The sequence below is a fragment of the Serratia sp. CY56464 genome (assembly GCF_052168435.1).
GTDB classification, from domain to species: Bacteria; Pseudomonadota; Gammaproteobacteria; order Enterobacterales; family Enterobacteriaceae; genus Serratia; species Serratia marcescens.
In genome coordinates, this window is the sequence record NZ_JBJNMV010000002.1 from 208,474 (window position 1) to 229,916 (window position 21,443).

At 47.8% G+C, this 21,443-nt stretch carries 17 protein-coding genes, 1 tRNA gene and 1 pseudogene; 10 read left to right on the forward strand and 9 right to left on the reverse strand.

Features of this window, described 5'->3' with window-relative positions; all coding sequences use genetic code 11:
* Positions 1-162: 162 nt before the first annotated feature.
* Complete coding sequence (gene pepA, locus ACJ8KE_RS14615) at positions 163-1,674, reverse strand: leucyl aminopeptidase (RefSeq protein WP_004933352.1); 1,512 nt, start codon at positions 1,672-1,674, stop codon at positions 163-165.
* A gap of 282 nt (positions 1,675-1,956) precedes the next feature.
* On the opposite strand from pepA, the gene lptF reads away from it, so the two are divergent.
* The 7 genes and pseudogenes from lptF (at position 1,957) to ACJ8KE_RS14650 (ending at position 9,660) form a co-directional block, all read left to right on the forward strand.
* Entirely contained in the window at positions 1,957-3,051 is a 1,095-nt protein-coding gene (gene lptF / locus ACJ8KE_RS14620) for an LPS export ABC transporter permease LptF (protein ID WP_016929274.1), read from the forward strand.
* On the forward strand, positions 3,051-4,121 hold the full coding sequence (lptG, locus tag ACJ8KE_RS14625; protein WP_016929273.1) for an LPS export ABC transporter permease LptG: 1,071 nt from the start codon (positions 3,051-3,053) through the stop codon (positions 4,119-4,121). Before lptF ends, lptG begins: the two co-directional genes overlap by 1 nt.
* A 135-nt stretch (positions 4,122-4,256) precedes the next feature.
* On the forward strand, positions 4,257-4,973 hold the full coding sequence (locus ACJ8KE_RS14630; RefSeq protein WP_306376573.1) for a LuxR family transcriptional regulator: 717 nt from the start codon (positions 4,257-4,259) through the stop codon (positions 4,971-4,973).
* Between the two features lie 1,077 nt (positions 4,974-6,050).
* A tRNA-Leu gene (locus ACJ8KE_RS14635) sits at positions 6,051-6,135 on the forward strand.
* Between the two features lie 198 nt (positions 6,136-6,333).
* Positions 6,334-7,079 (forward strand): annotated as a pseudogene (locus ACJ8KE_RS14640) (tyrosine-type recombinase/integrase); the annotation flags it as partial.
* A 236-nt stretch (positions 7,080-7,315) separates the two neighbouring features.
* On the forward strand, positions 7,316-8,341 hold the full coding sequence (locus tag ACJ8KE_RS14645; RefSeq protein WP_442517297.1) for a hypothetical protein: 1,026 nt from the start codon (positions 7,316-7,318) through the stop codon (positions 8,339-8,341).
* Positions 8,342-8,382: 41 nt separating this feature from the next.
* Complete coding sequence (locus ACJ8KE_RS14650) at positions 8,383-9,660, forward strand: MBL fold metallo-hydrolase (RefSeq protein WP_306376575.1); 1,278 nt, start codon at positions 8,383-8,385, stop codon at positions 9,658-9,660.
* A gap of 1,054 nt (positions 9,661-10,714) precedes the next feature.
* Here the strand turns inward: ACJ8KE_RS14650 and ACJ8KE_RS14655 are convergent.
* The 7 genes from ACJ8KE_RS14655 to ACJ8KE_RS14685 form a co-directional block, all read right to left on the reverse strand.
* Positions 10,715-11,782, reverse strand: a complete 1,068-nt coding sequence (locus ACJ8KE_RS14655) for a hypothetical protein (RefSeq protein ID WP_306376576.1) — start codon at positions 11,780-11,782, stop codon at positions 10,715-10,717.
* Positions 11,775-13,946: a sensor histidine kinase gene (locus ACJ8KE_RS14660; RefSeq protein WP_306376577.1), complete on the reverse strand. Its 2,172-nt coding sequence runs from the start codon at positions 13,944-13,946 to the stop codon at positions 11,775-11,777. The genes ACJ8KE_RS14655 and ACJ8KE_RS14660 overlap by 8 nt, the downstream gene beginning before the upstream one ends.
* A gap of 298 nt (positions 13,947-14,244) precedes the next feature.
* Positions 14,245-15,459: a type II restriction endonuclease gene (locus ACJ8KE_RS14665; protein ID WP_306376578.1), complete on the reverse strand. Its 1,215-nt coding sequence runs from the start codon at positions 15,457-15,459 to the stop codon at positions 14,245-14,247.
* Positions 15,460-15,621: 162 nt separating this feature from the next.
* Entirely contained in the window at positions 15,622-16,095 is a 474-nt protein-coding gene (locus ACJ8KE_RS14670; protein ID WP_306376579.1) for a very short patch repair endonuclease, read from the reverse strand.
* Positions 16,096-16,103: 8 nt separating this feature from the next.
* Positions 16,104-17,534, reverse strand: coding sequence for a DNA cytosine methyltransferase (locus ACJ8KE_RS14675; RefSeq protein ID WP_049187780.1), 1,431 nt, complete (start codon positions 17,532-17,534; stop codon positions 16,104-16,106).
* Positions 17,535-17,698: 164 nt separating this feature from the next.
* Positions 17,699-18,010 carry a hypothetical protein gene (locus ACJ8KE_RS14680; protein WP_306376580.1) on the reverse strand — a complete coding sequence of 104 codons (312 nt, stop codon included), beginning with the start codon at positions 18,008-18,010 and terminating at the stop codon, positions 17,699-17,701.
* Positions 17,905-18,147, reverse strand: coding sequence for an ash family protein (locus ACJ8KE_RS14685; RefSeq protein ID WP_306376581.1), 243 nt, complete (start codon positions 18,145-18,147; stop codon positions 17,905-17,907). The genes ACJ8KE_RS14680 and ACJ8KE_RS14685 overlap by 106 nt, the downstream gene beginning before the upstream one ends.
* Positions 18,148-18,525: 378 nt before the next feature.
* Between ACJ8KE_RS14685 and ACJ8KE_RS14690 the strand changes: the two genes are divergently transcribed.
* The 3 genes from ACJ8KE_RS14690 to ACJ8KE_RS14700 are packed head-to-tail and all read left to right on the forward strand — an operon-like array spanning position 18,526 to position 19,974.
* Positions 18,526-19,353, forward strand: coding sequence for an RNase A-like domain-containing protein (locus ACJ8KE_RS14690; protein ID WP_306376582.1), 828 nt, complete (start codon positions 18,526-18,528; stop codon positions 19,351-19,353).
* A 4-nt stretch (positions 19,354-19,357) separates the two neighbouring features.
* Positions 19,358-19,645, forward strand: coding sequence for a contact-dependent growth inhibition system immunity protein (locus ACJ8KE_RS14695; protein ID WP_242141295.1), 288 nt, complete (start codon positions 19,358-19,360; stop codon positions 19,643-19,645).
* Positions 19,642-19,974, forward strand: a complete 333-nt coding sequence (locus ACJ8KE_RS14700; RefSeq protein WP_306376583.1) for a contact-dependent growth inhibition system immunity protein — start codon at positions 19,642-19,644, stop codon at positions 19,972-19,974. Before ACJ8KE_RS14695 ends, ACJ8KE_RS14700 begins: the two co-directional genes overlap by 4 nt.
* Positions 19,975-19,997: 23 nt before the next feature.
* Here ACJ8KE_RS14700 and ACJ8KE_RS14705 read toward each other — a convergent pair whose 3' ends face one another.
* Positions 19,998-21,428: a 6-phospho-beta-glucosidase gene (locus ACJ8KE_RS14705; RefSeq protein ID WP_306376584.1), complete on the reverse strand. Its 1,431-nt coding sequence runs from the start codon at positions 21,426-21,428 to the stop codon at positions 19,998-20,000.
* Positions 21,429-21,443 lie beyond the last annotated feature (15 nt).

Sequence of the window (21,443 nt, forward strand, 5' to 3'; positions counted from 1 at the left end):
CAGATAACTCTACCCCTTCGCTGCTGAGAGGATTATATACCCAATAGATTTCAAGTTGCAGCTAGGCGGCAAGTTCGTTCATCCCCAGGAGCTGACATCAAGTCAGTGACTGGGGTGAACGAATGCGGCCAACAACGCTGCGGCTTGAAAGATGAAGGGTATTTAATCGTCGCCGTTCAGGCCTGCACGGTTGAGCAAGAACTGCGACAGCAGCGCCACCGGGCGGCCGGTCGCGCCCTTGGCTTTACCGGAGCGCCAGGCGGTGCCGGCGATATCCAGGTGCGCCCAGGTGTACTTGCGGGTGAAGCGCGACAGGAAGCAGGCGGCGGTGATGGCGCCGCCAGGGCGGCCACCGATGTTCGCCATGTCGGCGAAGTTGGAGTCCAACTGCTCGTAGTACTCGTCGGCCATCGGCAGGCGCCAGGCGCGGTCGCCGGCCTGCTCGGAAGCGCCCAGCAGCTCGTGCGCCAGCGGGTTGTGGTTCGACATCAGGCCGGTGATGTGGTGGCCCAAGGCGATCACGCAGGCGCCGGTCAGGGTGGCGATGTCGATCACCAGCTCCGGCTCAAAGCGCTCGACGTAGGTCAGGGTGTCGCACAGCACCAGGCGGCCTTCGGCGTCGGTGTTGAGCACCTCGACGGTCTGGCCGGACATGGTGGTCAGCACGTCGCCCGGACGATACGCCCGGCCGCCCGGCATGTTTTCACAGCCGGCCAGCACGCCGATCACGTTCAGCGGCAGGTTCAGCTCCGCCACCACGCGCATCACGCCGTACACGGTCGCCGCGCCGCACATGTCGTATTTCATCTCGTCCATGCCATCGGCCGGTTTGATCGAGATGCCGCCGGAGTCGAAGGTCAGCCCTTTGCCTACCAGCACGATCGGCTTAGCGTCCGGATTTGGGTTGCCCTTATATTCCATCACCGACATCAATGATTCGTTCTGCGAACCGGCGCCGACCGCCAGATAGGCGTTCATGCCCAGCTCTTTCATCTGCTGTTCGCCGATGACGCGGGTGGTGATGTTGGTGCTGAAGGCGTCCGCCAGCTGACGGGCCTGCGAGGCCAGGTAGCCGGCGTTACAGATGTTCGGCGGCATGTTGCCGAGATCTTTGGCCGCCTTGATGCCGGAAGCTACCGCCAGGCCGTGCTGGATGGCGCGTTCGCCGCTGGTGAGCTCACGGCGGGTCGGCACGTTGAATACCATTTTGCGCAGCGGACGACGCGGTTCCACCTTGTTGCTTTTCAGCTGATCGAAGGTGTAGAGCGTCTCTTTGGCGGTTTCCACCGCCTGACGCACTTTCCAGTAGGTGTTGCGGCCTTTCACGTGCAGCTCGGTCAGGAAACAGACCGCTTCCATCGAGCCGGTGTCGTTGAGGGTATTGATGGTTTTCTGGATCACCTGCTTGTATTGGCGCTCATCGAGCTCGCGCTCTTTGCCGCAACCGATCAGCAGGATGCGCTCGGAGAGAATGTTGGGCACATGGTGCAGTAGCAGCGTCTGCCCGACCTTGCCTTCCAGTTCGCCGCGGCGCAGCAATGCGCTGATATAACCATCACTGATTTTGTCGAGTTGTTCTGCGATAGGGGACAGGCGGCGCGGTTCGAAAACGCCGACTACAATACAGGCACTGCGCTGTTTTTCCGGGCTACCGCTTTTTACACTGAACTCCATGCACTCTCCTGAATCTTAAAGACAAAGGCGGACGCTACGGCTAGAATAACCGACTCCGTAACGATCTCCCGCCATTTGAGTTAACGGATTATGTTAACCTGAACGGCGTAAATTGCTCTGTTTTGGCGACTATAAGCAAGTTCCTATAGGACACCCAAACGGCTTGATGTTGTAATACTATTTTAGCTGTGAAGGTTGCCATATGATGAGAATAAATGGCGGATTAGCGATGAAATTATCGATTTTCCTGCAAAAAGACAAGTTTTCACAGGCGTAATAAGCGTGATCATCATAAGATATCTGGTACGGGAAACGCTCAAGAGCCAAATCGCCATCCTGTTCATCCTGCTTCTGATCTTCTTTTGTCAGAACCTGGTCAGGGTGTTGGGCGACGCGGTGGACGGCAATATCCCGACAAACTTAGTACTCTCTCTGCTCGCTCTGGGCGTGCCGAAGATGGCGCAGCTCATCCTGCCTTTGAGCCTGTTTCTCGGCTTGCTGATGACGCTTGGGCGGTTGTATACCGAGAGCGAAATCACCGTCATGCATGCCTGCGGGCTGGGCAAACGCACCCTGATTATCGCCGCCATGATCCTGGCGCTGTTCACCTCTGCGGTCGCGGCGGTGAACGTGTTCTGGGCCGGCCCCTGGGCCTCGCGCTATCAGGACGTGGTGGTGAACGAAGCCAAGGCCAACCCGAGCATCGCCGGGCTGGCGGAAGGGCAGTTCAAACCCTCGCAAGACGGCAACGCGGTGCTGTTTATCGGCAACGTGAAGGGCAGCACCTTCAACGACGTGTTCCTGGCGCAACTGCGGCCGAACGGCAACCAACGCCCGTCGGTGGTGGTGGCCGAGCACGGCAACATCGTGCAGCAGAAAGACGGCTCGCAGGTGGTGACGCTCGACAAGGGCACCCGTTTTGAAGGCACCGCGCTGCTGCGCGATTTCCGCATTACCGACTTCACCGACTACAAGGCGGTGATTGGCCACCGCACCGTGGCGGCGGACAACACCGAATCCGAACAGATGTCGATGCAGACGCTGTGGGAATCCGACGATCCGGATGCGCGCGCCGAGCTGCACTGGCGCCTGACGCTGGTGGTGTCGGTGGCGCTGATGGCGCTGCTGGTGGTGCCGCTCAGCGTGGTGAACCCGCGCCAGGGCCGCGTGCTGAGCATGCTGCCGGCCATCCTGCTGTATCTGATCTTCTTCCTGCTGCAGACCTCGCTGCGCTCCAACGCCGGCAAGGGCAAGCTGGATCCGATGCTGTGGCTGTGGCTGGTTAACGGCGTTTACTTCGCGATCGCGCTGGCGCTGAACCTGTGGGATACCGTGCCGATGCGCAAGCTGCGCGCACGCCTGAGAGGAGCGGCCTGATGTTTGGCGTATTAGACCGGTATATCGGTAAAACGATTTTCAACACCATCATCATGACGCTGTTCATGCTGGTGTCGCTGTCCGGCATCATCAAGTTCGTCGATCAGCTGCGCAAGGTCGGCCAGGGCGAGTACACCGCGCTGAGCGCCGGCATGTACACCCTGCTGAGCGTGCCGAAAGACATCGAGATCTTCTTCCCGATGGCGGCGCTGCTCGGCGCGCTGCTCGGCCTGGGCCAGCTGGCGACGCGCAGCGAACTGGTGGTGATGCAGGCTTCCGGCTTCACCCGCCTGCAGATCGCCGGCTCGGTGATGAAAACCGCCATTCCGCTGGTGCTGCTGACCATGGCGATCGGCGAGTGGGTGGCGCCGCAGGGCGAGCAGATGGCGCGCAACTACCGCGCCCAGCAGATGTACGGCGGCTCGCTGCTCTCCACCAAGAGCGGGCTGTGGGCGAAGGACGGCAACGACTTCATCTACATCGAGCGCGTCTCCGGCGATAAAGAACTCTCCGGCGTGAACATCTACCACTTCAACGATCAGCGTCGCCTCGAGACGGTGCGCTATGCCGCCACCGCCAGCTTCGAGAACGGCCTGTGGCAGCTTTCGCAGGTGGACACCTCGGATCTGACCAACCCGAAACAGGTGACCGGCACCCAGACGCTGACCGGCGAATGGAAAACCAACCTGACCCCGGACAAGCTGGGCGTGGTGGCGCTGGATCCGGATTCGCTCTCCATCAGCGGGCTGCACAACTACGTGAAGTACCTGAAGCAGAGCGGCCAGGAAGCCAACCGTTACCAGCTCAACATGTGGAGCAAAATCTTCTCGCCGCTGTCGGTGGCGGTGATGATGCTGATGGCGCTGTCGTTCATCTTCGGCCCGCTGCGCAGCGTGCCGATGGGCATCCGCGTGGTGACCGGCATCAGCTTCGGCTTCCTGTTCTACGTGCTGGATCAGATCTTCGGCCCGCTGAGCCTGGTTTACAGCATGCCGCCGGTGCTGGGCGCGTTGTTGCCGAGCATGCTGTTCCTGCTGATCAGCGTGTATATGCTGCTCAAACGCAAGTAGCGGAGCAAGCGGTAGTGAAGAAAGGCGTGGCCGAGGGGCCGCGCCTTTTTTGTGGGTGCGGCATGCCCCCGCCTGCGGTTTTTGTCGTGCTATAGTCACCTCAGCGGCAATGCAGGGAGAGGGAGCTGGCAGCCAATGGAAGATGAATATAATCTCAGCAACATTATCGGCAAGCGCCTGGAAGCGGCACTAGGAGAGTTGGGCGATCTCCTGTGGGCGTATGTGGTGTTATCCAAAAAAGACATTGCCTGCATCTTTGGCGTCACCAACTACCCGAGTGAATGGGTAAAAAAGTATCAAGAGCAGGGGTTGCAGTACATTGATCCGGTGGTGCTTACCGCCCGCAACCGCCTGACCCCCTTCGCCTGGGACGAGCAAATCATGGCGGACGGAGGGCTGCATTTTCCCGAACTGTTCGAACAGGCCCGCGAGTTTGGCGTAACGCACGGCTATACTTTCGTGCTGCACGATTACAACGATAACCTCGTCACGCTTTCCTTTGCCTTCAACCTTGAGCAAAGAGCGGAAGCCATCCAGGCGCTCACCGAACGTAAAGGTGATATTTCGGTATTGCTGGCCTCAATCCATGAGTCCTATCTGGCGCTGTCCCCACTGACAACAAAAAACGCCGCAGCCCTGGAGAGAAACGCCCGCTTTACCGACAGGGAAAACGAGATCCTCTATTGGGCCAGCGTGGGTAAAACCTACCAGGAAACGGCGATGATCCTGGGCATAAAGACCGGCACCATCAAGTTTCATATGTCCAACGTCGTCAAAAAGCTGGGGGTCACGAATGCCCGACATGCCGTGCGCCTGGGGATGGAGCTGCGGCTGATTAAACCGGTGGAATGACGGGCATGCTAGCCCGTGGAATACTGAGGCAACGACTGCGCAGAACTCATCAGCGTGATACGTCTAAAGGGAGAAAATATCGGCTGGCGAACAGCGTCTTTCGATTCGGGAAATGACGGGCGTTAATCGGTATTGATTTAGCCGCATGGCGCTTCAAGTGAAGGGCGTAATAAAGTGCGGGCCCCGATCTCTGTGCTTTGAAATAATCACCAGCTTGAACTGATAAAGGTCTAGTAAGGGACTGTACTTTAGTCTAACTAGTTTCTCACCCCGTAAGGCGATACACTTTCCCGGTAATTTTTTGATAAAAATACAAAAAAAAACCTGACCACGTAGGGCCAGGTTGCCAATATTGGCCAACACCAGGGAAAATTTTCTTGCACCATCTTAAAGCGATTAACTCCGCAGAGGCAAGTGTTCTCAGCAGGTTTTTACGCCTTGAGTGGCTATTTTGTTACGTATGTACGCTATTTTGTGGTGATTTTAGTTCGAAGCCTATCCAACCGAAAATACCGTCTCTTTTTTGATGGCGTTATTCCACGATTTTATTTCCTGCCTGATATTCGCCAATGAAAAAATAGTGTTCCTGGAATGTTACGCAACCTCATTCTTTATTGGCTGACACATTGTTATGCAATTATTTGCAGCATTGTCATTGCCGCTGGGGATTATTTTATTTTTGATAGGGGCTGAGTGAGACAGTGGGGATGGGGAAGGCAGGTGCTACCTTCCGCGTGGCGGGTTCCTGAACCTGTTTCGCTAGCTGGGCGAGCGGTTCTGGCTAGTGGGAGGGAGTGATGTACGGCACATGAATCATCATTGCTCTGTGCGACGAGCCTGGAATCGGACGGTATTGCGTGAGTGTGGTGCCTGATCCTGGATGCTCGTTGCAACAGCCTGTGGATGTAGCATGTTCATCACCAACGTGGTTATGGAGGGCGCGCAGCGGGTAAGGCGAGGCGGACAAACGCGCGTGGCGGCGGTTTTTTCGACACTTAACTCATTGAACAACGGATAAGTGTTGCGTGCTGGTCGCGGGAAGGTATAATTCACCCGTTTTCCGCATACTACTTCAGTGCCGAAGTGGCGAAATCGGTAGACGCAGTTGATTCAAAATCAACCGTAGAGATACGTGCCGGTTCGAGTCCGGCCTTCGGCACCATCGGAACATCAATAGACGTCAATGGACGTCTTTTTTTGTGCCTGAAATCCAGTATCCGCAAGGCTTTCCTCGCTTTTTCACTCGACCTAAGTCAACCTGATTTAATCTACATCAACTTACTGATGCGGGTACAACTGCGGGTATATCTCGGTTCGATAATGTTTGTACCCACACAGAACCCTTGAAAGGATACTCATCATGGCTCTGAGTGATGTGAAGGTTCGTTCGGCAAAGCCTGAAGCAAAAGCCTACAACCTACTGACGGTGAAGGCATGGTGTTGCTGGTTCACCCTAACGGCTCCAAATACTGGCGGCTTCGTTATCGTTTTGGCGGTAAGGAGAAGATGCTAGCTCTGGGGAGATACCCTGAGGTTTCGCTAGCGGATGCCAGGGCACGCAGGAATGAGGCCCGTAAGCTATTAGCTAATGGCGTCGATCCCGGTGAGAATAAGAAAGCCGTTAAGGTAGAACAAGAACAAGAGGAGATAACGTTTGAAGTGGTTGCCAGATACTGGCACGCTAGCAATCAAAAAGTGGTCTGAGTCGTATAGTGGCCGTGTTCTTAAAAGTTTGGAAGATAATTTGTTCGATGCGATTGGTTAGCGAAGTATTGCAGAGTTAAAAACAGAGATCTGCTTACACCGATTACAGTCGTGGAGATATCTGGAGGTCTTGAGGTGGCGGCGCGTCTATAACAACGGACAACAGTAATTATGTGATTTGCCGTGCAGAGCGGTTTAATCGATTACAACCCCGCACAAGAGATCGCTGGAGCGGCTGCTACAGCTAAGCGACAGCATCGCGCTGCGTTAGAACTTAATCGCATTCCTGAACTACTTCATCGAATAGATACCTACACTGGCAGACCTCTCACTCGACTGGCGATGGAACTAACGCTATTAGTATTCATACGATCTAGTGAACTGCGTTTCGCACGCTGGTCAGGTAACCTAGTTTCCTAGAACCATGCGAACAGCACGTTTACGAACTTCAAGGGGAAATCGGTTATGTGTTGTTATCCAGGTTACCTTTCACAAAGAGTGTAGCTTCTAGGATTGCCTGTGTGGTTCAACAAGTAATCTTTTTATTTACTGCTGGTAATTTTTCTTTCATGATTTTTATTATTAATAATTCTGTTATAATTCATAGACTTTAACGAAGCTTGTTCAGCGAGGACCTAATGAGTAACAAACGTCCCAATATCGTTTATGTCGTCGGTGCCGGTCTTTCTGCCGGTTTAGGCTTTCCAACAATAGGTAATCTCCTACCAAAAATGTGGGGGAGACTCGAGGAAAAGAAGATTGCAGATGACCTCAGTAAAATTATACGGTTTCACCATCCAAATTTTAATCCCGCACTGGAAGAAACATATCCAAACATAGAGCAGTTGCTTTCAGAAATGCAGGCAAATGAGCAATTATTTGATTCCAGTAGACCAGCAACAGGAAACTTCACATCTGAAAAACTGCAAGATCAGCGACAAAACCTTCTACTCGAATTGGCAACATGGTTCCATGAATTAAAAGATATAGCCCTAAAAAAACCTCCAGAATGGCTGAAACAGTTAGTTTCAGAAATGAAGGCGGAGAATGCACAAGTAATTTCATTCAATTGGGATCTGGTTCTTGATCAGCTTCTCTTTGGGAAGGATCTTGATTCGAGCTGTTATGGATTTGGTGAACATAAAGATCGTGTCAGGCTGATTAAGCCACACGGCTCATTAAACTGGTACGAGATGCGCACAGGGAAATATATTAAAGATGAGAAAAAAATAGACCTGACAGGTACTGGGAAAGACAAAGTATTTGCCTTTCGCCCTTATCGCTCACCGAAATCTACAAAGCGTGAATACATGCCATTAATTGTCCCTCCAGTATATGCAAAACAGTTTGAAGGGGATGTTTTTCAGCGTTTATGGCAAGAAACTGTTTCTGTTTTAAGTACTGCAAGTGAAGTTCGCTTCCTTGGATACTCATTGGCACCAGCTGATTTTCACGCTCGCTTCATATTGCGATGTGGTTTTCATAACCAGGATTTCGGTGCCCTGAAGGTAGATGGTAGCAGAGAGGAACCTATCGGGCACGCTAAAGTGACCATCGTTGATCCTCATGGTAAACCAGTATTTGACCGTATTACTGATGTAGTTGGACGGGACTGTATCAAACGAAAAAAAACAATTGAAGATTGGTTCAATTCAAGACGATAACGGGAAGGGCATTTTTGCATGATTGGCTAAGGGAAGATAAAATGAATAATACTAAGGTAATTCAACATTTTCACTCTGTCGGTAATGGGACGTTCAAAACGGGTTCTGTTTTTAACTGGAGCGACGGTAACCAGTTTAATTGGGTCTATGACTGTGGTTCCACCAGTCCCTCAACTCTTAATCGCATCTTCAGGGACATCACCATGCATAAGGGGTGGCCCGGTTACATTGACATGCTGGTTCTTTCCCACTTTGATGATGATCACGTAAATGGTGTTGAAACACTTCTCAAACATAACCATGTAAAATCGTTGGTTCTTCCCTTCTCTGAGTGGGCCCAAAGCGTACGCGAAATTTCAGTTCTTGGAAAAAAAGGGGTCTCCTCCTCCACGGCTCTTTTACAACTCAATCCACTGCAATGGCTAGCATCCAGAGATTTTGATGTTCAGGTTGACGAAGTTTTACTCGTTCAGGGAGGTTCTGACAGGCCTAGTCCTGTCTCCGATAATTTCCCAAAGGACGATGATCCTAGGGCGTTTAGCGAGAACTACTTTACTTTTAACCAACGCTCTATGTTGGGTAGGACAACGATCAAAACTGTGCGACACAATCACCCTATTTATTCCCATAAGAGTGATCTTGAATTTGTCTTTTATAATGCAGAGAAAGATTTCAAAGAATTGGGGCTCATTGTAAAAAAGGGTGGGAAATGGTGTGCGAAAAATTCAGGCAGGCCTCTTACTGATGTGAAAGCAGATATTCAAAATACAATCGAAAGCATTAATCTGCATATCCCATCTTCGACTATGCCTCTGGGATGGCGTAAGACATTGAAGAGTTGCTACGAGAAACATTTCGGCCAAACAGGTAAGGCAAAAAATAATATATCACTTTGTATGTATACAGCTCCCGCTCGAAATAATGTCAGCGATTTTTTGGTAATACGTAACTCCCAAGTGCAAAACTATCCATTTCATCCTACTTATCTGTTTTATCCGCAATATACTCTATTTCAAACTTCGCGTCTGGCAACTTTGTGCACCGGCGATATTACCCTCACTAGTAGCGTGATCGCAGATCTTAAGAGTCACTTAGGCCTACAACGCTGGGATAAGCTTGGTTTAATTCAGGTTCCTCATCACGGCTCTCAGCATTCATGGAGAAGTGGAAATGCAGGATTACTGGCTCCGGCCCAATTTTTACATTGTGCTTCGGGAAGTAAGCACCATCCTCATCCTAAAGTAACGAAAGATTTGAGCGGTTTTGTTGTTCATACTGCTGATCGCACTAATGGGGTATCGATTGGCTACAATATTTGATGCTTAAAAATATGGAGCACATAATGCTGTGTTGCATTAATGGTCGTTTTTACCGAGATGCTGAAATTACTATCTATCAATTGGTTAAGGTTTGATGCTATGACGGTAACAAGGGGGAGCATGAAACAATGGATCGTTGAGTGTCTTCGGGAACGTGGTGGTAGTGCTTGGCCACGTGAAGTTTCAAAGTACGTATGGGACAGCTACGAGGCTGAGCTTAGAGATTCGGGAGATATGTTGTATACGTGGCAATATGACATTCGTTGGGCCGCTCAACAATTGAGAAACGAGGGTACTCTGAAACCAGTTAATAGACGCAGAGATTTGCCATGGGAACTAGCATCGCAAGAGTAAGTTTAATGTCCAACTCGCAGCCAAATCTGACTTTGTTCTGAGTGGATGGGAATTGATATCTCTGAAGAAAACGTTCCTGCCTGCCTGAGTCTTGCTTCGACAGCCATATCAGTGTTCTACTGGTATGGCTTTATACCCACTCGCGATGTCTATTTTTTATACGGATTTTAACTTGTGGGTACAAGTGCGGGTATAATTAATTATTCCTTCTTATAAACTACATTGATATCAGTCTGTTGGGTGTGTAATTCGAGTCCGGCCTTCGCACCATTAAGTACCGCGCGAACAAGAAGCCACCGAAAGGTGGTTTTTTTGTGCCTGGGATCTGCCTGCCGCAATTACCTACACACTTTACTCTATATTGACGTATTTCCCATTTCAGTAAAAACCGGATCTTCCTGATGCTTTCCTAAGGCCTATCTGATTGACCTTAAAGACTAAAATGGCGTTTCATTGAACCCTTTCGGATAAAGGAGTTCCAGGATGGAACCACAATAGGAAGCGAGCACGTGGGTGTTAACGCCGGGCGAAGTCAATCAGGCGCGTTTTAAAATGGCTTCCAAACTTAATTTCCTGTGTTGACAGCGACTATGCGAGGGGCAGGAAAAATTCACCATTAAATGCATAATTCGCTTTAGTGAAGCTTAAATGAAATTTCTGATGAGCATTTAATATAAACATCAGAAATTTCAATGGTAGTTTATGGTGGGGTGATGAAATTATCGAAATTTATATCTGGCTGACCTTGGCGGGCATAATAAATTGAAAATCTTGCAATAATCTCTTTAATAAATGATGATGAAACCTGTATTTCAGGTTGCGAATACATTTCAAAAAAACTATCATAAGAAACGGTTGAGATATTTCTAAAATTAATGAAACCTCCATCAAAAAAATTAGTTTTTGGAAGCCAATGAAAATACGTTGCTTTGTTATTTCTAAATGCTTTCTGCAACTCCCCTTTTTGTGAATTACTATAACCAGTATTTGGAAAGTCTGGGAACAGTTGTTGTTGTGGTATGATTTCCGCGAGTAAGATTCTATCTGTATTACACTTGTTTGGTGCACGCATTACTAAGTCGCAGGCAGGATTCATTACTACGTATTTTACGCTCCCCGTAAGCTCTGTTACAATACTTCCAGTTTTTATTTGTACTGTTAATGGGGGATATAAATACATTTCTTCTGGGTAGCTACGATCTCCATCATCATCTAATAGTTGCAATAAATGAGATAAGGCATGTCGGAGTAGTGCTTTCTCCGTTCTTTCGGGGCATTGAGAACCATATAGCATCCATTTTTCTTTTTGCGGTAGTAGATTTCCGCGGAAGACTTGATAGAGGGTAGATTCAATAATACCACGACCTCCCATAATTCTTGTTAAGCCAGTATCGTAAATTTTCCAAAAAATGTTGAGAAGATCCTCATATTTAGCACCGGGATCGCCCTTTTTAAATATACCAATATTTACGAAATCAGTATTTACTGGATCCGGAGTTCCAGTAAGAATTGCAACAGGGATTCTTAATTGAGACTGCTCAATAAGTTGTATTACTTGATTACCCTCATTTCCTTGTTCAGCCAGTTTCATATCGATAATGGCTCCGTCGAAGGTGTTATCGATTTTCTCAAGTGCTTCTTCTAGGTTTTCACACTCAATTAGTTCTATATCACGATGGGTTTGGGCTCGATAACGAATAATTGTATCTCTGCACACCTCGCGGTCTTGCTCATTATCCTCCACCAACAATAGTCTGAATTTACTCATTTGATTCATTATCCTCCGTAATCGGTTGCAGTCGGAACCACGCACCAGGCTTAGCCTCAAAGGCTTTTAACTCCAAACCATTACGCATTGCAGCTTCACCTGCAATGGCTAACCCTAATCCGGTACCCGATTTTTTTGTTGAAAATTCTGGTTCAAATATCATTTCACTTGATATGAATTTAGGCTCTATGCCTGGGCCTGTATCGTGATAATCGATATGGAGTAAAACCCCATTGTCTGTAACGATCTCTACGATTATCTGTCGGTCGGTGATTTTTTTGTTTTCCATCCAATAAAGACTATTATCAGCAAGGTTGGTGAAAATAGCATAAATATCCTGTTGCCAAGATAAGAATTTAATTCCATCTTCGCCGATAACTCTCAGCTGAACATTTTGAGTTTTCATTTCCTCCGTGAAGACAGAAAAAGAATCTTGAATTATCTTTTTTAGATCAAATAGTTTCTTAGCCACACGTTTGCCCGCGGCTAATGGATCTAGCCTACTAAATAATTTAACGAAGATGTCGGCATTTTCAGCAATTCCCTCAGCTATTGGTATAACCATTTCCAATGACTCAATATCATTTTCTTGACGAAATCTATTAGCCCAGAAACTCATGTTAGGAATCTGGTTGTTGAAGTAATTGAGAGGACGACGTCCCTCATGTAGAATAACGTTGATAATTTTGCCAAGTGTGGCTTGACCTTGATAAATAGCAACAGTTTGGCGAATATCGTCAGCTACTTTATTCTTTTCTTCAGCATCCCGATCAATTATTTCAAACACTTCACGAACCGTTTGCTGATCTACCCCACCTTTAGTTAGTCGGAAACTAATGTCTTTTTTCAAAGCATCAAAAGAAAATAGCCCTTCTAACTCACGCTCGACTTTAGTTGCAGGCCGACTTATTCCAGCTGTTCTTCTGTAATCAAATCTGCGCTCCTCCAATTTAGAAATTACCATTCTTGTGATTTCTTTCAAACGGGAAAAAGCCTTGTTCTCTTTAAGGCCATCACGTGCACTTTTTTCTACTAGGCCGGATGATTCGTCTGATTGAATAAGAACATAACCGATAACTTGGTTATTACCAATACGTAATGATGGATTTTGGATACGTTGTTCATTGAGTTTCAGCCAATCAAAGTCAGCATCTCCTAGTGGACGAATTCGAAATCCATTACGGTAAACACCAATTCCGTTGTACTCATTCAGCAATTGGCGCGCTTGAAGTTTTCCAACATAATTACCTCTTTCATCCCTTAGTCCGCGTTCAATCAACGATTCAATAGCATTTTTGTCACGGTCGTAAGCACGAATATCAAAAAATAGATCACCGCAAGAAGAACCCGTACTGCTATCGAAAATAATCTCATCCTCAAACGTATTACGTGCATTCTGTTGGGAATATCTCAATGTACCATTTCCATCGGCACCTATAAATCCGGTGATGCGATAATCAAATAGATCAAATATAGGATAGGGAACGATTTTTTCTATAATGTCGTCAACATTAGGAAAGCCTTCAATACTAAGTGTGATACGAAAATCTTCAGAAAAATCATTATTATTTATTGAGCTAATTGGCGGGATTAATTTTTTTAACTCAAACCTAAGTTTATTAAACTGGGTTTGATCCCACTCTTGTAACACATTAATATCTCCAGACATTGTTAGTTTTGTGCCAGAGGGTTCTAATGTAGGTATTGTCTCGATGAGGATCTCAACATCTTCAAGAAACTCAGCATTTTCAAATGCATCCCATTCAATAAAGGCTGTTGTTTTATCTCCATGATTATCTACTGTTTCTAATAGAAAATCGGTTCCTAGAATAGAAGCTGCATATCGGCCAACTCCTTTCCGTCCCTGCATTATCCTTCCAGAGGGGCTTTTTCGTCTTTCTTGTTTATCCTTGGTAGAGGGAACCATCCATTTATTAACGACGGTATCTCTGGACATACCATGCCCACGATCAGTAATGACAATTGTAGTTGTATTTAAATTTGGGGTCGCTCGAAATTCAATATGTATGTCAGGTGAGTCAGCATCATAAGCATTCTTTACCAACTCAACGACAGCTGCATAACTGTCTTGGATTAAGTCTCTTCCAATGGTGAGTATATGTCTTCCCGCTGGGCGGATTTTATAGCTAATAATTGAATCCATATTCACACTCCTGTCTTAAATTTTGCACTATTTTATCCCATTGAGCCTAGGCACGAAAACCCTGTAAAGTTATTATTGTTAACTAACAGATGATTCCGGAACAGTAACAGCCGTATATTGGCGATGTTTGCCATATTTTACTGAAATAACTTCTTTAAATTGCTAACTATAAAATGGGAAAACATAGCTTACTTGTGATTGCTCTATCAGAAGATCCCATTCAGTATATCATGTATTTTATTTCCTAGAGTAACATATCCGGGGGCGATGATGTAAACTATTAACTTAATGCTATGATTTATGCATAGATAGACAAAATCTCGCTAATGAAGTCATTCAAGGAAACTAATTCATTTCTGATTTTTTCAGGATATTTTTTGTGTAAAGGTTTTGGAACAACCAATGTAACTCCGGCGTCTTTCATTTCCATAAACTGATTTACTGAGACGCCTTCTTGGAGAGTAAACAAATGTATTCTATCAATACGATTAGCCTCATTCAGCGCCTGTCTCCAGCGATCTTTACAGGTCGTTTTAACTGCTAACATTCTTAATTTCTCTGCAGGATATGCTGGATTGTGATATTCCATCCAAGATGGGAAAAGAAAGTCAGGTTTCTTTTTTCCCTCGGTAATGCTTTGTGTAGAAAAATTTTTAAGGCCATTCGCAAGAAATATTTTCTCAAGATGCATCTCAAGTGATTTTCCTGAACGAGATTTTCGGCGATTACTGACAGAATTCGCAAGTTTAATGAATTCCTCTACGGAGTTGAAGCCTTCTTTTATTTTATCTATGACGTGAATTTCCTCGATTTTTCTGAACAAGGAGTATTCTTTATCACGTCGTTCTAATAATAATTTATCTGGAGTATTAGCTTTGAATTTAAAAATATTTGGAAGATATTCTATAATATCATTGCTGCTGGGGAACGTTAATTTCCATGAATCAGGTATTGTATAATTATGAGATTTCCAATCACTATCATCAATAACGAAACCGCCCAATATCTGATCTGATGGCCCTGATAGCGCCGTCCCAGGCAATACTTCACCAATAATTGCTTCAAGTAAATCTTCTTCTTCAATGGAGTTGCACACCCATACTTCGACAAGCTCACAATCTTTTGTATTATCTGGGCTATAAAAAGCAAAGATAGCTATGGCACCTGTATTATTTTGGCTCTGTACTGGATTTTTTTGTCCACCCCAACAAGTGATACGAGTTTCATTACGGCCATTTGAGTTAAGATTTCTTAGTTTACTGTTGTAATATACAGCTCTTACTTGAGAGTCATTGGCTTCATGGGAAATTATTTTTGCAGTAAGAGACACTGATGGGTTCTTTTTATCAATCCGATTAATTGATGGAAAAATAAAATTTGCTGAATTATTAGGAAGATAAACACCAGATTGATGGCCACCGCTAGCTCCGGTATCATTTGCCGAGAGTCTTTTTATATGTATGTACCAATTATCTGACGACTTTTCTATTAGCCAATGTTGAAAGTTAGACACTTAATCCCTCTCATCAATATCGTTATGTATACCACCTATCTATTACTATGAATCTATTATCCATGTTATTGGTCAGATGTCGATGGTAAAAGACTAAATTTTAGTTAGTCGTGAGGCCTTTTCTTTGCATAGAAGGAGCATTGAGTTAATATTGTTATAATGCTAATTATTTGGTTTGTGAATACCTTTAGAATCAATAGCCGCATGTGAATCGCTAGCACACAACCATTCTTCAATTCTTTCTGAAAGTGCTCTGGTTGAAAGCTTGAGCCGTCCTTTCATGGCGCACTCCCATATAATCAACTCGCGCCATCCTTGCTCTGATAATAATTCCGTGACTTTATTATCTCGTTTCACATTTGCATCAATTTTTTTTAGCCAAAAATCTGTTCTTGTAGCTGGTATCTTGAACAGATAGCAATCATGTTGATGCCAGAAGCATCCATGAACAAAGATGACGGCTTTATATGCATCGAGAACAAAATCAGGTTTACCTGGCAGGTCCGTAACTTGAGTACGGTAAGCTATCCCCGCTTCGTCCAGAAGCTGGGATAGCTTTTTCTCAATGGCTGTATTTTGATTGCGTATGGCCCGCATATTTTTACTTCTGACTGCGGGGGTATGCACATCAGCCATTTTTCACCTCAAGCAGCTTTACTGTTATCTTTTTCAACAGCAGAAACAATGTAAGGTTCAAGCAACTTAGCAACGGCTGCAAAAGCGGGGACAATGACTGAGTTACCGAACTGCCGGTATGCCTGAGTATCTGAAACAGGGATGCGGAATGATTCGCCATCAGGTTTTTCAAAACCCATAATTCTGGCGCATTCTTTGGGCATTAAACGACGTGGTCTGTTGGCCTGGTTGTTGGGATCTGAGAAGTTTGTTTCACCGAGCTTCATGTCCCAACCCCTGTCGATGAGAATCTCTGAACCGTCTTTGTGATAGCGTGCTGAGAGTGTTCTGGCAATACTTGCCTTGTTTTTCGGATCGACTAAGCCAAAACCAAAGCCATTTCCTTTAGCCTGATGTTTTTTTGCGTAGTTATACAAATACTTCCATAGATGCTCCGTAAGAATATATTTTTCAGGTGGGTTCTCTATTAATAACTCACCGAAAGAGGGGCGATTCTCTGGGAAGAAACGATGTAAATCGTTCAATGTAAAACCACTATGAATATTGAGATCGCGTCGGAATCCCACTAACACGATACGTTCACGATGTTGAGGTAAGAAGTTTTTTCCATCGATGATTTTAGGATCGCTGGGGCCTGAAGCCTGAGCATCAGCAACTTCATAACCTAATTCATCTAACGTTTCCATGATAATTTTGAATGTTTTTCCTTTATCATGGCTTTTAAGATTTTTAACGTTTTCTAGCAGAAAGATTGCAGGTTTTTTGGCCGCAATGATCCGTGCAACATCAAAAAACAATGTACCCTGAGTCTCACACTCGAAACCGTGAGCACGGCCAAGTGAGTTCTTCTTGGATACCCCTGCAAGGGAGAATGGCTGGCAGGGGAAGCCTGCGAGTAATACATCGTGATCAGGGATTTCTTTATCAATATTTTTATAAGCATCCTGAACGGAGACATCATTATCTTCGCTAAGAGTTATTTCACGTATATCTGAATTAAATTTGTGATGTTCAGGATCGCAGTACCAGTTCGCTTTGTAGGTACGAACAGCCTCTTTGTTCCACTCACTGGTAAACACGCACTGCCCACCGATGTCTTCAAAACCTTTGCGAATGCCACCGATACCAGCAAACAGATCGATAAAGCGGAATTTATAGTTGGGGTGAAACCGGGAAGGTTCCGGCAACATCGATCTAAGTAACTTGAACTCTTCCTCTGTCAAAACTTTTTGTGGGGTTTTCCCCTTCAGCCAACGATTGAGTGACTCACGAGTCCACTCGTAGCTCCCGCTGACCTCACGCAAAAGCTCAGCTATGGCTTTTTGATCGTAAATTTCTACCAGTTTCTCGACCAGAGCTTTGTCTTGCTCTTGTCTGGTTTGTTGCTGATGTTCTGCTTCGACACGCAGCTTTCTGGCATACTCTTGGAACTCTTGCATAATAACATTTTCCAAATGTGGAACGACTTAGTGATAGCTTATCACTCACTATACCCAGTTAAAAGGTGTATGGATAAATATCCAGTGAATTTCCTTCAGGTCTGGATGTAGACAATGAGTTTAGTGTAGCAGTGATGGTCAAAGGCTAGCACTGCTACTACAGTTCATCGTTCTACGCCTTCCATCTCCCGCAACGCACGTCCATAAAGGTTACATAGCGCAGGAACCAGATGCGCCGTGGCGTTGAGGTAGCGGTTCAGTTGTTCCCAGCCTTCGGTATCCAACTGTGGGTGCTTTTGCAGTAAGTGGCCAAACAGTATCAGGCCGTGGCACAGCCCTTCCGCCTGTTCGGCAGAGAGGGCGGCCAGGTCTAAGAGTTCTGAGGGATTGAAAGCGCTAAGATCGAGGTGGTTAAACAGTTGGCGATAAAGGGTGAGGGTACTTGTGGTGTTTTCGGTGATGGCGACATTTTCCATGTGTCTTTATCCTTAGTGTGTAGTATGCGTACTACCACATGAGACGCTAAACCCATGGTGGTAGCCCAAGCGGAGTTAGCGTTACCGGACACGAAGGAAACCGGCGCTTCTTGCGAAGCCCCCACTTGGGCCACCATAATTCTGGATGTTTAAAGCCCCAACATTATATACATAATGCTGCCTTGTGTAAGTGTTCGGAACGCTAACTCCGGCTGCGGATTTTGCCGCAGCGAAAAAACTATAGCGTTATCAGTAAAAGGAAAAAATAAGCTGTATGGAATTACAGTTTGTTTGCTTTCAGCATTGGAATACAGATCGCAGTTATTTATGGTGCTCTTTTATATTTGTAATGTTGTCTATATATAGTGAATATAATTCATGGCATTCCATTCTCTAAATGAATGTTATGCTCAGTAATCCTCTATTCGCGCTACTAAATGTTAACCGTTCCAGTATTTATCCTTTCTAGAGCTTATGTTAATCATACGGCTTTGCTAATTCACGGATGAACGAACATGGCGAATGAAGATGAGTTGCGTATTGCCTTGTCGCCGGTGCAGCTTGCGGCGGTACTGTCTGATGAAAGCGTCACTGAAGGCGAAACGCTCAGTAACCGTCTGCTTGGCGGTTTGGGGCTTGCCGGTGGTGTCGTTGAGCTGATGGGGGCGGGGGTGTTGTGCTATGCGCCGGATCCGACGTTTATCACCAAAGTCGGGTGTGTGGTGGTGGGAACGCATAGCCTGGACAGCATCAAAGCTGCTTCCAATCAGATGATTACCGGGCATCCAACAACTACCGATACTTATCAGTCTGCCGTTTTATTGGCGCAAACACTGGGTGCCGATAGGGAAACGGCCTATAACGTCGGTTTAACGGTCGATATTGCCGTGCCTTTAGTCTTTGCCGGAGCGGTTGGTGCTGCCAGAGCCGCATCCGTGCGCATGGGGCGGGTTAAGCTGATTGAGCATGAGTCCGTTAGCGGTAAATATCCGGGCGGGCACACATTGGCTCGGCATATAAACATAGCTCCGGAAGCGCTTATTGCCAGGCTAGCCAGGCGCCCGAAACTGATCGCGGCAAGTACCTTCAGATCGGTAAAGGAGGCCGAAAAGTATGTATCTGTCACGGTCAAGGCGAACCGTGCAGATATTATGAATTGGGTAAAGTACGCATCTCCCGGCAGCCGTTTGAGCGTGTATCATAATTTTTCAGAGTCAGTGGGTTACGGCGTGTTACGCGGCAGCACTGACGTCTATCAATGTCACCGGGTTGGCGTTGTGATTGAATTTACCCGCTATAATGGCAAACCTTACTTTATCCTTAGCGCCTTCCCTGCGAGATAAGCCGATGAAAACCAGCGAACTTGATAACCTGATCGTTGTTTATTTTGGTCAAGATTATGACCTGATAAATGCAGAGGGCGATATTACTGCGCTGATCGCAGAGTACATTCGTCTGGCGACTCATCAGCAGCGCGAGGATTTGGTCAATGAGATAGATGCGTTATTGGCGCAGGATAATGTGGAGTCATTATTCAGCCAACGTTTCGGTTTTACCTTCAGCCCGGAGCTATGGGGAACCACGGTTCCCGCATTCCTACAACAGGCCAGAAGCGCTGCAGTGAAAGTGCTTTGAACACCACCGTGATTCGCAATCACTTTAGCGAGCTCAGTAGCCTATTCAGTATTTACTTCGGTCAGGATTATGATCTGTTTACTGATGCCGAAACGGCCGAGAGGGTGATTGACGGCTTCCTGGAGCAAAACGGCACTCAAGTCATCCGCGATATCCTCGAGGAGACTAAAGAGTTTCAGGCTACTTATGCAGGGCGTATAAACGAAGGCATGGCGGAGCATTTTTCAGATGAATTTATGCCGGAGAGCTGGGGCACGACAGCGGTAGGGTTCTTTGCCATATTGCAACGAAAAACGGAACACAAGCTGGGGCAGCTTAAGCGAATTTAAGCCCCCAACCCCACCGCCCAAACCTACCTCAAATCCCCCCCATTGCTGGCGATCACTTTCTTATACCACCAGAACGATTTCTTGCGGGTGCGGGCGAGGGTGCCGTTGCCCTGGTCGTCGCGGTCGACGTAGACAAAGCCGTAGCGCTTGCTCATTTCGCCGGTCGAGGCGGCCACCAGGTCGATGCAGCCCCAGGTGGTGTAACCCAGCACCGGCACGCCGTCGGCGATGGCGTCGGCCATGGCGCGGATGTGTTCGCGCAGGTAGCTGATGCGGTAGTCGTCCTCAATCTCGCCTGCTGCATTGAGCTCGTCGTGCGCGCCCAGGCCGTTTTCCACCAGGAACAGCGGCTTTTGGTAGCGGTCGTACATCATGTTCATGGTGATGCGCAGCCCCAGCGGATCGATGCCCCAGCCCCAGTCGCTGCGCGGCACGTGCGGGTTCGCCAGCGATTTCACCACGTTGGCGGCGCTGCTGTTGTTGTCGTTCATGTCGGCGGAGGCGCAGCGCGAGGCGTAGTAGCTGAAGGAGACGAAGTCGACGGTGTGCTTCAGGATGTCGGCGTCTTCCGGTTCCATGACGATGCTGACGTCTTTCTCACGGAATACGCGGGCGGCGTAGGAGGGGTAAGTGCCGCGCGCCTGCACGTCGATAAAGAACAGGTTCTCGCGGTCTTTCTCCAGCGCGGCCCACACGTCTTCCGGCTTGCTGGACCACGGGTAGAAGTTGCCGCCGGCCAGCATGCAGCCCACCTGGTTGGCGGGGTTCACTTCGTGGGCGATGCGCGTCGCCAGCGCGCTGGCCACCAGTTCGTGGTGCGCAGCCTGGTATTTCACCTGTTCGGGGTTTTCGTCCGCTTCAAACACCAGCCCGGCGCCGGAGAACGGGCTGTGCAGCAGGATGTTGATCTCGTTGAAGGTCAGCCAGTATTTCACCAGCCCGTCGAAGGCCTCGAAGCAGGTGTGGGCGTAGCGGGTGAAGAACTCCACCATCTTGCGGCTGCGCCAGGAGCCGTATTCGGTCACCAGGTGCATCGGCACGTCGAAATGGCACAGGGTCACCAGCGGCTCGATGCCGTATTGGCGGCACTCTTCGAACAGGCTGCGGTAGAAGGCGATGCCCTCGGGGTTGGGTGTCAGCTCGTCGCCGTTGGGGTAGATGCGGCTCCAGGCGATGGAGGTGCGGAACACGGTAAAGCCCATCTCCGCCATCAGCGCGATGTCGTCGCGGTAGCGGTGGTAGAAATCGATGGCGTCGTGGCTGGGATAAAATTCGTCGTCGCGCAGGCTAAAGCGCTTCTCCAGCCCGAGTTTGACCGCCATGCGGTTGGCGCCGTGCGGGATCATATCGACGGTGGTCAGCCCTTTGCCGCCCTCGCGATAGCCGCCTTCCGCCTGGTTGGCGGCTAAAGCGCCGCCCCATAAAAATCCTGTCGGGAATGTTGAATCGGACATGCAATCCTCTGGTGT

What these genes read in the sequence shown, in the direction of transcription:
- pepA (WP_004933352.1), bottom strand. Translation starts at nt 1,674, where the DNA reads ATGGAGTTCAGTGTAAAAAGCGGTAGCCCGGAAAAACAGCGCAGTGCC.
- lptG (WP_016929273.1), top strand. Translation starts at nt 3,051, where the DNA reads ATGTTTGGCGTATTAGACCGGTATATCGGTAAAACGATTTTCAACACC.
- ACJ8KE_RS14630 (WP_306376573.1), top strand. Translation starts at nt 4,257, where the DNA reads ATGGAAGATGAATATAATCTCAGCAACATTATCGGCAAGCGCCTGGAA.
- ACJ8KE_RS14645 (WP_442517297.1), top strand. Translation starts at nt 7,316, where the DNA reads ATGAGTAACAAACGTCCCAATATCGTTTATGTCGTCGGTGCCGGTCTT.
- ACJ8KE_RS14650 (WP_306376575.1), top strand. Translation starts at nt 8,383, where the DNA reads ATGAATAATACTAAGGTAATTCAACATTTTCACTCTGTCGGTAATGGG.
- ACJ8KE_RS14655 (WP_306376576.1), bottom strand. Translation starts at nt 11,782, where the DNA reads ATGAGTAAATTCAGACTATTGTTGGTGGAGGATAATGAGCAAGACCGC.
- ACJ8KE_RS14660 (WP_306376577.1), bottom strand. Translation starts at nt 13,946, where the DNA reads ATGGATTCAATTATTAGCTATAAAATCCGCCCAGCGGGAAGACATATA.
- ACJ8KE_RS14670 (WP_306376579.1), bottom strand. Translation starts at nt 16,095, where the DNA reads ATGGCTGATGTGCATACCCCCGCAGTCAGAAGTAAAAATATGCGGGCC.
- ACJ8KE_RS14675 (WP_049187780.1), bottom strand. Translation starts at nt 17,534, where the DNA reads ATGCAAGAGTTCCAAGAGTATGCCAGAAAGCTGCGTGTCGAAGCAGAA.
- ACJ8KE_RS14680 (WP_306376580.1), bottom strand. Translation starts at nt 18,010, where the DNA reads ATGGAAAATGTCGCCATCACCGAAAACACCACAAGTACCCTCACCCTT.
- ACJ8KE_RS14685 (WP_306376581.1), bottom strand. Translation starts at nt 18,147, where the DNA reads ATGGTGGCCCAAGTGGGGGCTTCGCAAGAAGCGCCGGTTTCCTTCGTG.
- ACJ8KE_RS14690 (WP_306376582.1), top strand. Translation starts at nt 18,526, where the DNA reads ATGGCGAATGAAGATGAGTTGCGTATTGCCTTGTCGCCGGTGCAGCTT.
- ACJ8KE_RS14695 (WP_242141295.1), top strand. Translation starts at nt 19,358, where the DNA reads ATGAAAACCAGCGAACTTGATAACCTGATCGTTGTTTATTTTGGTCAA.
- ACJ8KE_RS14705 (WP_306376584.1), bottom strand. Translation starts at nt 21,428, where the DNA reads ATGTCCGATTCAACATTCCCGACAGGATTTTTATGGGGCGGCGCTTTA.